At 42.0% G+C, this 14,173-nt stretch carries 9 protein-coding genes and 1 tRNA gene; 4 read left to right on the top strand and 6 right to left on the bottom strand.

The window, feature by feature from the left end; translation table 11 throughout:
• Nucleotides 1-4: 4 nt before the first annotated feature.
• The 5 genes from ABIE26_RS05630 to ABIE26_RS05610 form a co-directional block, all read right to left on the bottom strand.
• Nucleotides 5-1,486 (bottom strand): PKD-like family lipoprotein, encoded by a 1,482-nt coding sequence (locus ABIE26_RS05630; RefSeq protein WP_310139107.1) that lies wholly within the window; start codon nucleotides 1,484-1,486, stop codon nucleotides 5-7.
• An 11-nt stretch (nucleotides 1,487-1,497) separates the two neighbouring features.
• Nucleotides 1,498-2,223: a DUF4843 domain-containing protein gene (locus tag ABIE26_RS05625; protein WP_310139109.1), complete on the bottom strand. Its 726-nt coding sequence runs from the start codon at nucleotides 2,221-2,223 to the stop codon at nucleotides 1,498-1,500.
• Nucleotides 2,224-2,234: 11 nt separating this feature from the next.
• Entirely contained in the window at nucleotides 2,235-3,668 is a 1,434-nt protein-coding gene (locus tag ABIE26_RS05620) for a RagB/SusD family nutrient uptake outer membrane protein (protein WP_310139111.1), read from the bottom strand.
• Between the two features lie 12 nt (nucleotides 3,669-3,680).
• Complete coding sequence (locus ABIE26_RS05615) at nucleotides 3,681-6,947, bottom strand: SusC/RagA family TonB-linked outer membrane protein (protein WP_310139114.1); 3,267 nt, start codon at nucleotides 6,945-6,947, stop codon at nucleotides 3,681-3,683.
• A gap of 282 nt (nucleotides 6,948-7,229) precedes the next feature.
• A complete protein-coding gene (locus tag ABIE26_RS05610) occupies nucleotides 7,230-8,426 on the bottom strand; it encodes a FecR family protein (protein WP_310139116.1) in 1,197 nt (398 codons plus the stop codon).
• A gap of 246 nt (nucleotides 8,427-8,672) precedes the next feature.
• On the opposite strand from ABIE26_RS05610, the gene ABIE26_RS05605 reads away from it, so the two are divergent.
• Both ABIE26_RS05605 and ABIE26_RS05600 read left to right on the top strand, forming a co-directional pair.
• On the top strand, nucleotides 8,673-9,275 hold the full coding sequence (locus ABIE26_RS05605; protein WP_310139117.1) for an RNA polymerase sigma factor: 603 nt from the start codon (nucleotides 8,673-8,675) through the stop codon (nucleotides 9,273-9,275).
• A gap of 10 nt (nucleotides 9,276-9,285) precedes the next feature.
• The gene (locus tag ABIE26_RS05600; RefSeq protein ID WP_310139118.1) at nucleotides 9,286-10,659 is read left to right on the top strand and encodes an NAD-dependent succinate-semialdehyde dehydrogenase; all 1,374 of its coding nucleotides are present in this window, start codon (nucleotides 9,286-9,288) and stop codon (nucleotides 10,657-10,659) included.
• A gap of 32 nt (nucleotides 10,660-10,691) precedes the next feature.
• On the opposite strand, the gene ABIE26_RS05595 is transcribed toward ABIE26_RS05600, so the two are convergent.
• A tRNA-Lys gene (locus ABIE26_RS05595) sits at nucleotides 10,692-10,764 on the bottom strand.
• Between the two features lie 295 nt (nucleotides 10,765-11,059).
• Here ABIE26_RS05595 and ABIE26_RS05590 point away from each other — a divergent pair.
• Together ABIE26_RS05590 and ABIE26_RS05585 are read left to right on the top strand one after the other, a co-directional pair.
• Entirely contained in the window at nucleotides 11,060-11,815 is a 756-nt protein-coding gene (locus ABIE26_RS05590; RefSeq protein WP_310139119.1) for a polysaccharide biosynthesis/export family protein, read from the top strand.
• A gap of 58 nt (nucleotides 11,816-11,873) precedes the next feature.
• Nucleotides 11,874-14,144, top strand: coding sequence for a GumC family protein (locus ABIE26_RS05585; protein ID WP_310139121.1), 2,271 nt, complete (start codon nucleotides 11,874-11,876; stop codon nucleotides 14,142-14,144).
• Nucleotides 14,145-14,173: the final 29 nt, after the last annotated feature.

Raw genomic sequence — 14,173 nt, 5'->3', positions numbered from 1 at the left:
AATTTTATAGGTTGGGAATACGGTAATTGATATGGACAATGTTGTCAAAGCCTCCAAACTTTTTACTGTAGGTACTGTTGGCAATATCACCTGTCAGCATAAGATTGAAGTAGTAAAGCTCCCCTTCTGCACCATTATAGGTGCCAACAACCAGGCGGGTATTGTAAGCTGTATTGGCTTTGCCCCAGCCAAGCCCTTTAAACATCTTCATGTCTTTGATCAGGGTGTTTGCAGGAAAGGTATATACCAGCCTGGCTGTTTTGGCCAACACATCGTACAGATAAATTTTATTGGCAACAGCATAGTAAAGCTGTTTGTTCACTTCTGATGCAGCAAAAATAAGGGCTTTGTCAATTTCAGGTGCTCCATCCATTTTATCCATTAGTCCGGCGGGTTGTTTATTGTTGGGCAACACTGAACACAGGTAATAACCTGTTCCATCTCTCATGACCAGAAAATACTCATTATCTGGTCCTTTATCCCCACCAATCAATGTCTTACCAACGTCACTCATATTAAAAGGTATTTCTTTGTCAATTACACTGGGAAAAGTACTGAACGAGCGGCTGGTATAGCTGGTATGCAGGAACCGTTTACCAGTGTTATCGTAAAACAACGTCCAGTACGTTCTGCCGCTCATGAAGTATGGAAATACCGAATAACCGGCAGGCCCATTAAAGCGCTCTGAATATTTTGCTAAACCCTGCGCCGGAGTTAACGTACCATATACATTACCATTACTTACCACATACTGATCAAAATTTACGCTGTTTACCGCATAACCCGGATTTGAAACCGGATTGATAGCTGTTTCAAAGAGGTCAGGTGATTTTCCGGTAAAGGAAAAATCGTTGGCACTGAAACGGTACATCCCCTGATCGGTAAATACATTAACGTCTTCAAGCTTGGCATGTATACCTGAAAAAGCAGCCAATGGTTTACCGCTCACAGTCAGTGAAGGATTAGATGCACCTATCACATCGTTAAAGACCACATCGTCCTGTCGTACAAAAGACAATATGGTTTTTCCGCCTTTGTCGGCCATTACCAGCCAACCCTCGTAGTATTTGCCATTCACGGTTAGCATATATCGTACTGATGTACGCAGGTTTGTTTTGCTATCAGTAATTGTATATTGCAAACGATAGGTCCCGGGAGCCACCAACGCAGGAACTTTCAGGTTTTTCTCAGTTGAAACTGTAGTGGACTTATTCGCCGGATTGAGTACGGTAACTTCATAGCTCTTCACATCCTCAAAACGATAAATTTCCCATTTGTAGGTATAAGGACCACTGCCGGGCAAAGACTCAGTAATATCCGGATTGATACGTATAGTATCGCGCTGCACCACCATCAGGTCCTGTTGTGACCCTTTAATGGTTAACTCATTTATTGCATCGTAGGTGTACTTATTATTGTCCTTTTTGCAGGCAAACAGCAGGGTACAGCCAATTAGTGTCCCTGATATAATTTCTTTAATTCGCATAGCTTTCATATTTACAATGGAAATTCTACTTTTCCTCCGTTCTCGTCTATCAATGGGCCGTTCTTGCTGACGTAAGCATCCAGAGCATTCCTCAGTTTACCTTTGATATTTACCCATTGGGCATAGGTAATGATGCCACCTTTGGTATCTGGCCGGAAATCGGACATACCAAACGTATCTATCATAAACTGGTACCTTACTTCACTGTATTCGCCTATGTAGTACGATATGTAGTTCCAGTAGTCAGGTTTGATCAGCCGGTTACTGAAATTGACTTTAAAGGCTACAGTATTGGCGGTACTGACATCAGCCTGGCCACGGGTACCTATAATCAGGTCCTTACTTTCGGCGACCTGCATCACCAAGCGAACAGCCTTGCTATTTAGGTCTGTTGTACTGAGTAGCACCAGGGGATATTTTACCTGGAAGGAGTCGGCAGGCAGATAAAAATCGGGCAGGATAAAATGTTTGCCTTCCGTGGCTGTTGTACCTGCCCCGGCAACAATTTTGATCTGACGTTGCTGGCCGGATAGTTTTCCCACCAGCCGCATTTTTATCCATACTGTATCCCTTGTTTTAGGCTGGTTAAGCTTAAATGAATAACTTACGCTATCCTGCTCCTGACCTGATTTGTAAAAGAAGGTGATGCCATCCTTTCCGGAGAAGACGGATTGCGGGTCTTTTTTACATGATGCCAATGCCATCAGCATCATACAAAAGGTAAATATCTTATTCATTTTCTGTTGTTCTAGTTATAGTTTGGATTGAATTCAAGTTCATTATCGGGTATAGGCACGATATAACTGGCTTCCATCAGGTTTCTTGTAGAAAACTGCATTCTATTGAACAATTTGCGTTTGTAATAATAGAACAGCTGGCCTTCAGCATAAAAATCCTTCTGGTATTCTTTGGTAATCTCATCGGTCAGTTTCTGCGCAGTAACTCCCGCAGCAATAACCGGAAGCCCGCGCCTGTCGCGAACTGTGTTCAGATAGCCCAGGCCTTCATCTGGCGTCGCTGCAGTTTCTGCAAGGATATAATACATTTCCGATAAGCGAACTAATGAAACATTCTGGTCCAGACGCTCAGATTCTGGTGTAGTGCTTTCAGAGGGAACCCAGGTTTGCCAATACTTTGAACAGAAATAATTACTACCATCAGCTTGTATCAGGTTAACAAAACGGATATCAGAACCACCTATAGTACCAGTCTCATAAAGTGTTTCAAAGTCAGATCGGGTACGGGTAAGGTTATTACGGCTATCTGTTACTGATTTGAAATAAGCGTTTCCATTTTCCACCCAGTTTCTAATGTCCCTCACACGAAGGGCAAATACCTGTTCTGTTGAAAAAGTCCGGTCGCGACTGCCCGCCGATGCTGACACTAATTTAGCTTCAATCAATTTAAAAAAACCAGAGTTCAGCACTTCTTTTGCTGCAGCGGCTGCATTTATTTTATCACCCCTGAACAGATATACACGGGCCTGCAGGGCCTTTATCGCGTAATAATTCATTCTGAAGCGTCGGTTTTTATCCTGCGTAATTGGATCCTTATCTTTCATCAACCCTTCAGCTGTCTTCAGGTCGGCCAGAATAGCTGTCGATACCTCATCAACAGTTGATGGCACTTTAGACAAAGCATTGAGTTCTGTCCGGAACGGGATAGCCTTTTTTGTAGGATTGGCAGCAAAGTTTGCCCCATACAAACGCAGCAGGTCGAAATGCAGGTAGGCCCGTATCCCAAGGGTCTCTCCTTTTACCATTGCATAATGATTTTCTGTAAAGATTGCTTTCTTATCGTCAATTTTCGACAGTATATTGTTTGTTGCTGCGATGGTGGTATAGCCTTTATTCCAGATACCATTCACAAGCGGCACCGCATCTGCCCCTTTAAAATTAAGCGCAACGGTGGTTGGAAAAGAAAAAACGCCACTCAGACTGGTACTGTAATTCTGTGCGATCAGGCTGCTGAACCCCATGGTAAGGTTATCGCCATACAGATCGCGGCTGGCCATTTGTGAGTACAAACCGGTAAGTGCCTGTTGAAAGCCAATTTCTGAACTGAACAACTGATCCTCACCAATAGTGGATTTGGGTTCAACTTCCAGAAACTTTTTACAGCCTGTGCCCGAAGCCAGTATAAACATGGCCATCAGGAAGAATATTTTTGTTTGTGTTTTCATCTTCAAATCGTATTAAAAGCCTGCCCTTACGGATAATGAGTAAGTACGCGAGAAAGGATTACTGGTGCCACGTTCCAGTTGTACTGAACTAAGGGTAAACAAATCATTGGTACTTGCCGTAAGCGATAAACTATTCAGGCCCAATTGTTTCACAAAGGCGTGTTTATAGAAATTATAGCCTATAGATGCCGAGTTCAGGTTCAACATATTCTCGTCCTGAACAAATCTGGAACTCAACCTGGTTAAGACCGACGTAGTGCCAAACCTGGTGAACATAGATTCATCGCCGGGTTTGGTCCAGCCCAGGTCGTAAGCCCTCCTGTCTACATTGTATTTGGTATCAGCTCCCTGCACCTTGTCTACCAAAGTCTGGTTATAGATCTGTCCGCCCAGCCTGTAACTGAAAATAACATTCACTTCCAGCCCTTTATAATTCAGATTGGAACCAAAGGTGCCATTCCATTTCGGATCGGTAACACCAACAGCAACTTTATCAGCCGCTGCCCAGGTAAAAGTTGTGGTCCCATCCTTTTTAAGCAATACTTCCGCGCCTGTTACAGGATCTACACCTAATGAACGAACCACAAAAAGAGTATTGATGGCCTGCCCCTCCTCCAGAATGATATTTGGGACCTTCTGGATACTGCTGGCATTGGCTTTTGTGTTGCTGGCCTTCAGTTTATTGGACAGTTCTTTAAGAATGTTTTTGTTGGTTACAGCAGCTGCATTTACAGACCAGATGATTCCTTCCTTTTTGTTATCGATCAGTTTGTAACGGGCGTACAATTCATAGCCTGTGTTCTGTATCTTTCCAAGGTTTTCAGAATAATCCGTAAAACCATTCGATGGTGCAAGTGATACACTGGTAATAGTATTGTGGGTAAGGCTTCGGTAGTGGTCAAAACGCATATCCAGCCGTTCGTTAAACAGAGTTGCATCCAATCCGAGGTTTAGTGTGCGCACATCCTGCCAGCCAAGTTCTGTATTACCCAACCCCATGATTGCAGCCCCGATATCGCCATCATAAACATTGTCTACACCAAAAGTATAACGGGTTTGTGCGCGATAAGCCGGGATATTCAAAGAGCCTGAAGAGCCGTAACTGACTCTAAACTTAAGCCTGTTCACACTAACGTTTTTATCAAAGAACTTTTCATTATGGACATTCCAACCCAAACCAGTGGACCAGAAAGTGCCAAAACGCTTATTGGATCCAAACTGTGACGAACCATCCCTTCTTATAGAAACATCAGCCAGATAACGGTTATCGTAGGCATAGTTGGCGTTGAGCAGCAAACCCAATCTCCTAACCGTACCCTCATCTCCGTTAGGACGTGCTTCAGGTTTATACTGGGCAGCAAAAAGCAGGTTATCCAGCTGATCAAACGGAAAGCCAACAGTAGATATATTGTAGAAGTTGCTGGAGGTGCTGGCAATGTTTAGCCCCAGGGTTGAATAGATGAGATGCCTGCCAATAGTTTTATTGTAGTTTGCTGTTGTCAGACTTTCATATCCCAATGAATTGTTGCTTCCCACATCATAAGATCCTTTCCTTTTCAGGTCCTTTTCATTATTGAACATCGAGTGCTGGGCCGGGAAAAATTTATCGGAAGAGCCATTTTGTTTGTTCAGGCTGAAAGCGGTTTCAATAAACAGTGAAGGCAATACATTCCAGCGCACCTGCAAGTTGTTCGAAATACCGAAGTACTGCGATTTATTGATCGTGTTTAACCTTGCATCGTATAGCGGATTACTGAAAGTACCAATGCTGTTGCTTTCCATAATTCTTACCGGGTTGCCATTTTCATCAAAAGGCTTCCAGTAAGGATTCATTAATGCATATTGAGAGAAAGAACCATAAGGAGATTCATTAGCAATATTCTGGAAAAGCCGGATCGAATTCCGGAAGCGGAGTTTTTTTATGTTGTAGCTTAGGTCAAACTGCCCTGAGTAGTTGTTACGGTTCTGGCCTTTCATTACACCTTTCTGGAAATCTCCGGTCATCTGCAAACCGTAGCGGACAAAATCGTCTCCTCCTTCAAGGTATATTGAGGTCCTGTTGCTGGTACCTGTTTGTACAGGAAACGAAAGCCAATCGGTATTTACCCCACTGGCAACTGCCCTTGCCCTGATATTGTAGATTTCGTCGAGTGTGTATTGCTGATTGGGCTGGTCAGCAGTAAAGAATCCTACCCGTTTTTCAAAATCCAGCTTCTCCGAAGCATTGAGCAGATTGTAAACAGAAAGATCTGGCTTGGTTAAACGAAAATCGTTATTTATTGTTACCTGTATCTTTCCTGATTTTGGTGCAATAGTAGTAATAACCAGTACCCCATTTGCTCCTCTTGAACCATAAATTGACGTAGCTGAAGCATCTTTTAAAATGGTAACCGATTTAATCATGTTCATGTCCAGGTCAAAAATCCTTTGTGCCCCCACCTGGAAACCATCCAGGATGAACAGGGGTGCGTTTGGATTATCAGCAAACTCACCTGTCAGATTTGGCAATGAGTTGGCGCCTCTAAGTTGTATTTCCGGCAATTGGTTGATATTCCCACCCATTACATTGTTAGGAACAAGACGCAAGGCCGGATCTACGGCAGCTATAGCAGCAAAAATACTGTTGGAATTTACCTTTTTCAATTCCTGCCCATCAATCGTCTTAGCCGCCCCGGTAAAATTCTCTACGGGCCGTTCAAATACCCCGGTTACCACCACATCATTGAGCGACTGCTGATCTTCCACCAACCTGATGTTGAAAGTTAGAAAATTTGCAATTGCAATTTCCTGTGTCTTATAGCCTATAAAACGTACCACCAGGATTTGTCCCTCATCCGGAACATTTAGTGTAAAATTCCCGTCTTTATCAGTTTGAGTTGCTGTTTTTGTGCCTTTAATGAGTATGGTTACTCCAGGCAGTGCTTTACCATCGGCATTGTCAACCACCCTTCCCCTGATGATTTTCACTTTTGTAAAATCATTCTGTTCCCGGATCACAATGGTTTTGTTCTGGATCTCATAGGTAAATGGCTGATTGGCAAAACATTTCTCCAACACTTCCGTTAATGAAGCATTGCGAGCAAATACATCTACTTTTCGGGCCAGTTTAATTTGAGGCGTAGCATATACAAAATCGTATCCGCTTTGTTTTCTGATCTCTCTAAACACTTCAGTTAAAGAGATATTGGTTTTGGTCAGATTTATTTTCTGTGCATAACCGCTGGCACTTACCTGAAGCAGGCAGCTGGTTAACAGGATTACGGTTAGGTTGATTCGCATAATCAGTTTTCTTTGGTCTGTATTACGAACCAGTTGTGCCACCGAATCCATAATACACAAAATTGTTTGTGCTACGCAGTTAAAATACCTGCGTTTAAATAGCGCATAAAATTTCATACATTTGAATTTTAGGCCCCTGATTAGGTTCAGGGTCTTGGTTTGGTTTTAGTTAATTATAGTGTGCGAAACATTGTAGTGCGTAAATCAAGCTGTACAGTCAGGGGTGGGTCCAAGCACTCCTGGCTTTTTTTTGATTTACCGTTTTGTTTTAAACTCGTAGATTTATGGCATAACGGTAACCCTCCTTCCTTCTATCTTAAAGTGAACCTTTCCAGTGGTTTCCAGTGCTTTCAATACTTCAGATAATTTTTTTGTTCTGGAAATCTCGGCACCGAAGCCAAAATCGGGTACCTTGCCTTTGTATTCCACATTCAGATCATACCACCGGGCCAGCTTGCGCATAATGGTGCGAATATTTTCGTCTGCAAAGTAGAAACTATTATTTTTCCAGTCCAGTACCTGGTTTACATCCACTTCGGCAACCACAATACCATCAGACACTGTTGATTGCTGCCCGGGTTTAATCATTTTTGAATTTGTTCCACTTGCCACTTTAACACGACCTTCCAGTAAAGTGGTTCTGGTTGCCACTTCGTCGGTGTAGCTGTTAATGTTAAAATGAGTACCCAGTACGGTTACTTCCTGGGCATTTCCGGCCCCATTGGAAGCAACTGTAAAAGGACGCTGCTGATCTTTAGCAATTTCGAAATACGCTTCACCGGAAAGCGTTACCTTCCGGTCTGTCTCATTAAAAACCGTTGGGTATTTTAAGGACGACATGGCATTCAGCCATACCTTACTGCCGTCGGGAAGATTAATCTGGTATTGTCCCCCAGCCGGGGTGCTTATGGTATTGTACTGCTGTGCAGCGCCAGATTTTACATCTCCTGCCGTGTAAACCAGCGCACCATCCCTGGTTTTGGTAATGGTGATGCCCGACTGGCTGATCAGCTCCCCGTCATCTGCATCTGTTAAGGAAATTTCAGATCCATCGGCCAGTGTCAGGATGGCTTTATTCCCACCCGGACCAACATCATCGCCCTGATGCTGAGCGGTTAAACGCTGGCTCTTGTTTCCTGGGTTAGGATTCATATAGAAAAACAATGCGGCCGAAACCAGCAATATTACAGCAGCAGCCGCCACGTACCTGAAATAATTGCGCATTGGACGGATCACCGCTCCGCTTTGTAATACCTCGTTAAGACCTGGCTTTAACTGCCCGTAAATCTTTAACATGCGCTCATCCAGTGCAGTTTCATCGCTTTCTGTTTCTTCATCCTTTGCCATTTCCCTGGCAATGATGGTCTTAAGGTCATTTTCATTTTCGGGCTGCCCGAAATGTTCCATTAAGCGCTTAATTTCAGCTGTAGTACAGCTGTCGTTCATATATTTGGCAAAGAGTGCTTTCAATTTGTCCATAAGGTTTAACAAGGCTATTGGAAACGCCATATATAAAACAATACGGAGCAAAGCCCGAATACATTGATGCTTTTGTTAAAAAAATCACAGTAATTTAATAACCAACTAATAATCAAGCCAATAAAATTAAACAACAAAACGATTTTCATTTACGGTAGGCTAATCAAAAAATATTCAATATCATTGAAAATGCAATATGACTAAATATGTAATTTAGCATAGGGTACAATCGGGATACAAAGATCAATGAAATTATTAGAGGCGGACGAATTACAAAACCTGCTGTTGCAATTAAAGCAAGGGCAAGAACCCGCCTTTAATACTTTGTATCTCTCTTACAGCAAACTGCTGTACAAAAAAATTAACCGTGTGGTTAAAGATGAATCTGTTGCAGAGGAATTGCTGCAGGACCTGTTTCTAAAAGTATGGGAGAAGCGCCCGCAGATAGACCCCGCGCAATCATTTATTTCTTTTTTACATACGGTAGCCAATAACCTGGTGTATGATTATTTCAGAAAGGTAGCCAAAGATAAACGGCTGCAGGCACGTCTGCTGATCAATGCAGTAGATTATTATATGCAGACAGAAGAAGCACTTATAGGTAAAGAAACTTCAGCGCTGATACAGCATGCTATCAACCATCTTTCTGAATCGCGTAGAAAAGTCTTTATACTCTGTAAAATTGAAGGCAAATCTTATCAGGAAGCAGCAGACACACTCGGCATCAGCGTGGCGACGGTAAACAGCCACATGGTAAACTCTATTCGTTTTATCAAAGAATATCTTTATAAAAATCAAAACATTAGTACCCTTATTGTGGTTTCGGCTATGTTAGGTTTTAGTCTATAGCACCATCAATATGCATATACAATCTGTTAATCCTGTCAACGGTAAAATTATCAAGTCCTATAAAGAAGATACCGAAGCTAAACTGAGCCGGAAAATTGAGCAAACGCATAAGGCCTGGTTGGGCTGGCGGGAAAGCAGTTTTAGCGAAAGGACTGCTTTGATGAATAGGCTGGCTGCACAACTGACCTTAGCACGGGAACATCTGGCTGGCCTGATGGCGGTTGAAATGGGTAAACCTTTAAAAGACGGCCTGGCAGAAATAGATAAATGTGCTTCGGTATGTACTTACTATGCTAAAAACGCAAGCAATTTCCTTAGTGATCAGCTCGTTAAGACAGAAGCTACCAAAAGTTATGTCAGCTTTCAACCATTGGGTGTAGTACTGGCTGTTATGCCTTGGAATTTCCCTTTCTGGCAGGTATTCAGATTTCTTGCCCCGGCATTAATGGCTGGGAACTGTGGATTACTAAAGCATGCATCAAATGTCCCCGGCTGTGCAGTGGCTATTGAGCAACTGATCAAAGATGCCGGTTTCCCCGCCCATGTATTCCAAACATTGATGATTGGCAGTACAGCGGTAGCTGCAGTAATTGAACACCCGATGGTAAAAGCGGTTACGCTGACGGGTAGTACTGAAGCAGGAAAGAAAGTTGCCGCACAGGCGGGCAGGATGCTTAAAAAAACAGTGCTTGAACTTGGTGGTAGCGATCCTTACCTTGTACTTGAAGATGCAGACCTGGAGCTGGCAGCCAGCACTTGTGCCAGCAGCAGGCTGATCAATAACGGACAAAGCTGTATAGCAGCTAAGCGGTTTATTGTTGATAAAAAGATAGAACGGGAATTTACGGGCCTTTTTATAGAGAAGATAAAACAACGGAAAACAGGAGATCCTTTTGAAACCGGAACTGACCTTGGACCTATGGCACGCGCCGATCTGCGCGACGAACTGCACCAGCAGGTACTAAAGAACATTGAAATGGGTGCTAAATGCATACTTGGTGGCCGGATTCCCACAATAAAAGGTAAACATGCCTACTATGAACCTACCGTATTAACAGGCATAAAAAAGGGAATGCCGGCATACAGCGAAGAGTTGTTTGGCCCGGTGGCTTCCATATTGACAGCCCGAAACACGGCCCATGCAGTTAGCCTGGCAAATGATACCTCGTTTGGATTGGGAGCAGCTGTATTCACCCGGAATGAACAGTTGGGAGAAGACATTGCGCAAACCCAGCTTCAGGCAGGGTCATGCTTTGTGAATTCACTTGTAAAATCTGATCCGCGCTTACCTTTTGGAGGCATCAATCAAAGTGGCTATGGCCGTGAACTGGGCATGTTTGGTATCCATGAATTCGTGAACATCAAAACAGTCTATATTCAATAAAAAAAGCCTCACAGATCTGTGAGGCTTTTTTGTGATCCCGCTGGGATTCGAACCCAGGACCACTACATTAAAAGTGTAATGCTCTACCAGCTGAGCTACGGAATCATCTTCTGTTTGAAGAGGGTGCAAAGATAGAATTTTAATTTTTAATTGCTAAATTAATTTTAAAATAATTAGCAAAGATCCCGCCTAAAGAAAAGTACGAAAAATGTAAAGCACCTGACCAACCGCTCTGTAAAGTGCTTAACAACATTTGAAACCTATTCGTAAACTTTGTTGTAAACCTTTACAATTTAAAATACAACCTACTGATAACTAGAGCACCTGGTTTATAATTTCTATAACTTTAATCAACAAAATTGAAAGAATATCATTTAATGAAATTTTAGTTTTTATCAAAATGAAACATTTATTTCCTGTTGCATGCATTTCTATAGTGCTTATGGCTTGTTCTCCTCAAAGAAACCTGGTGTATTTCAGCAACCTTTCTGAAGTATCAAATAATCAGATCACTAATGAAGCAGAATTGAAGCTTCAAAAAAACGATCAGCTGAATATAACGATGAGCAGTCTGAATTCCGAATACAATGTTTTGTTTGCAAGTAGCGGAAATTCAGGCAACAACAACAATATTCCCGGGGGTAGAGCAGGCTTTAAAATCAGCAATAAAGGGACAATAACACTGCCCCTGCTGGGTGAATTACCTGTAGAGGGCCTGAAGATTGAAGAAGCCAGGAATTTAATTGCAAAAGAGCTAAGTAAACACGTAAAATCTCCGATTGTAGATGTGGAGCTGGTTAACTTCAGAATAACTGTAATCGGAGAAGTGAACCGACCGGCCTCACTAAACGTTCCGGGCGATCAGCTCAATTTGCTTGAAGCCCTGGGAATGGCCGGAGATATGACTGTATATGGAAAAAGAGACAATGTTCTGATCATACGTGAAAATAACGGTATGCGAAATATGGCCAGATTAAACCTGAATGACAAGAAAGTGTATGATTCACCCTACTTTCAATTGAAACAGAATGACATCATTTATGTGGAACCAGACAAATCCAAAGAAAAAGAATATAGTTCTAACAACCGTGCATTACCGATTATAACGGCCTGCATATCAGCTGTAGCTGTTTTACTAACTGCAGTACTTAAATAAAAAAATACCGCCAACCATCATACACGTGAATATGCCTGTTTACCAAACTACATCTGTAATGTTAGAAAACTTGAAAGAACTGCTGCAGAAGTATTCGAGATACTGGTATGTATTATTACTTTCCCTGATCTTGAGTTTTCTGGCTGCCTATCTTTACCTGGAAAGCACCAGTCCTGTTTATAAAATAAGCAGTACACTACTGATGCAAGATGACAAAAAGGGGGATGGAGAATTAAAAGGTACAGCCTTTAGCGATCTGAATATGTTTAGAACAGACCGCAAAGTGGACAATGAAATAGAGGTATTACGCTCTAAGGATCTGATTGGACAGGTGCTGAAAAAACTGACATTGGAAATTGCCTATTTTCAAAAAAGAGGTTTAAGAGAAGTGGAACTGTATGGAAAAAATTTACCAGTAGAGGTGAAACTACTTGGGATAAGTGCTTCAGGGTATACCAAAACACCGGCTATAACCCCTATAGATGAAAATACATTTTTACTGGAGGAGAAAAACGAAAAACGGATACTGCCGTTTGGAAAGGTAGTTCAACAAGCTGGATACAGGATTCTGATAAATAAGGGCCTAGCCTATGGCGGGAATAAACAACGGATTTCCCTGAAATTCAAAAACCTGAAATTGTTGGCAGAATATTACAGTTTAGCAGGATTAACCATACAGCCGATTGTAAAAGACGCCAATACAATTACCGTGAGTTTAACAGATAACGTCCCTCAAAGAGGGGTAGATATCCTTACACTCCTGATTGAAACCTATAATCAGGAAAATGTAGTCAAAAAGAACACTATAGCTGTAAATACCATCCATTTTATTGACAACAGGTTAAAATACCTGAACAGGGACCTATCTGTGGTGGAAGAAGATGTTGAAAATTACAAGCAAAACAATATGGTATCTGACGTAGGCATGGAAGCGCAGATAAACCTATCAAAATCTGGAGAATATAGCCAGTTACTGGCCGCTACTAATGTACAACTTAGCGTGCTGACGTCGCTGGAAAAGTACATGCAGAACGACAATATAAATCTGGTTCCAAGCTCATTAAACATCAACAACAACACCTTAAATGAACTTACCAGTAAATTTAACACACTGCAACAAGAAAGGACCCGGATGTTGCGTACCTCTGAAGAAGGCAATCCTCTGGTACAAAACCTGACCGCACAATTGTTAAGTTTAAAAGCTAATATCCGGGAAAATCTGCAAAACATTAAAAAAGGATTAACAATTGAAAGAAATAACCTGCAGGCAATGTCTTCTAAGTTTAACAGTAAGATCCGTTCGGTTCCTGCTGTAGAGCGTGGTATTCTGGAGAGAAGCAGAGAACAAAGTGTGAAAGCAGGTTTGTATAAATACCTGCTTCAAAAGAGAGAAGAAACAACACTTTCGCTTTCAGGCACCCTACCTACCTCCCAGATTGTTGACAAGCCTGCCTATAACAGCAAGCCGGTCTCACCCAAAAAACAGTTGGTGTATCTGTTCGCTGGTTTTATAGGTTGCTTTGCCCCTATTGCCTTTCTATATGGTAAATCTCTATTTAACAACAAAATTACGGATCTCAAAGAAATTGAATCGTATACAGGGGTGCCTGTTTTAGGAGTCATAAACCACCTGAAAAGAAATGAACCGGCGGTAATTGAACACAACAGCAGGTCTACCATTTCTGAACTTTTCAGGTACATCAGGAGTAACCTTAATTTTATGAACTCTGGCTTACCCAACCAGGTACTGCTGGTTACATCCTGTATGAAATCTGAAGGGAAGACGTTCTTTTCCATTAACCTTGGTTTGACACTCTCGTCGGTAAACAAAAAAGTAATATTGCTGGAATTTGATTTACGCGAACCACAGCTGCTGCAAAAGATGCATTTGCACTCTAAGGTTGGCATTACCGATTACTTATTAAACGACGATTTGGATATTGATGAATTGCTGATACAATCCAGGAAATATAAAGATCTGGTACTTGTCGATTGCGGACCGCTTCCGGAAAACCCTGCAGAGCTCATGATGCATCCAAAAGTTGGCCAGCTGATTGAAAAACTGAAAGACAGGTTTGATTATATCATTATTGACACCGCTCCTGTAGGACAGGTAGCAGATGCTTTTAGCTTATCGCCTTATACCGACGTAAGCATATACCTGGTACGCTATAACTACACGAACAAACTACAGCTGAACATTTTAAAAGACATTCTTTACTATAAAAAACTGACCAATCCGATGGTGGTATTTAACGATACAAAACTGGAAACTGTAAATGCTTACGGATACGGTGGCTACGGATTGGAATTGTCGAAGAATTATTGAATTATCCCCCGATACAATTGCATTAGTGC

This window comes from Pedobacter africanus (genome assembly GCF_040548825.1).
Classification (GTDB): domain Bacteria; phylum Bacteroidota; class Bacteroidia; order Sphingobacteriales; family Sphingobacteriaceae; genus Pedobacter; species Pedobacter africanus_A.
This window is presented reverse-complemented; position numbering and strand designations above follow the sequence as displayed.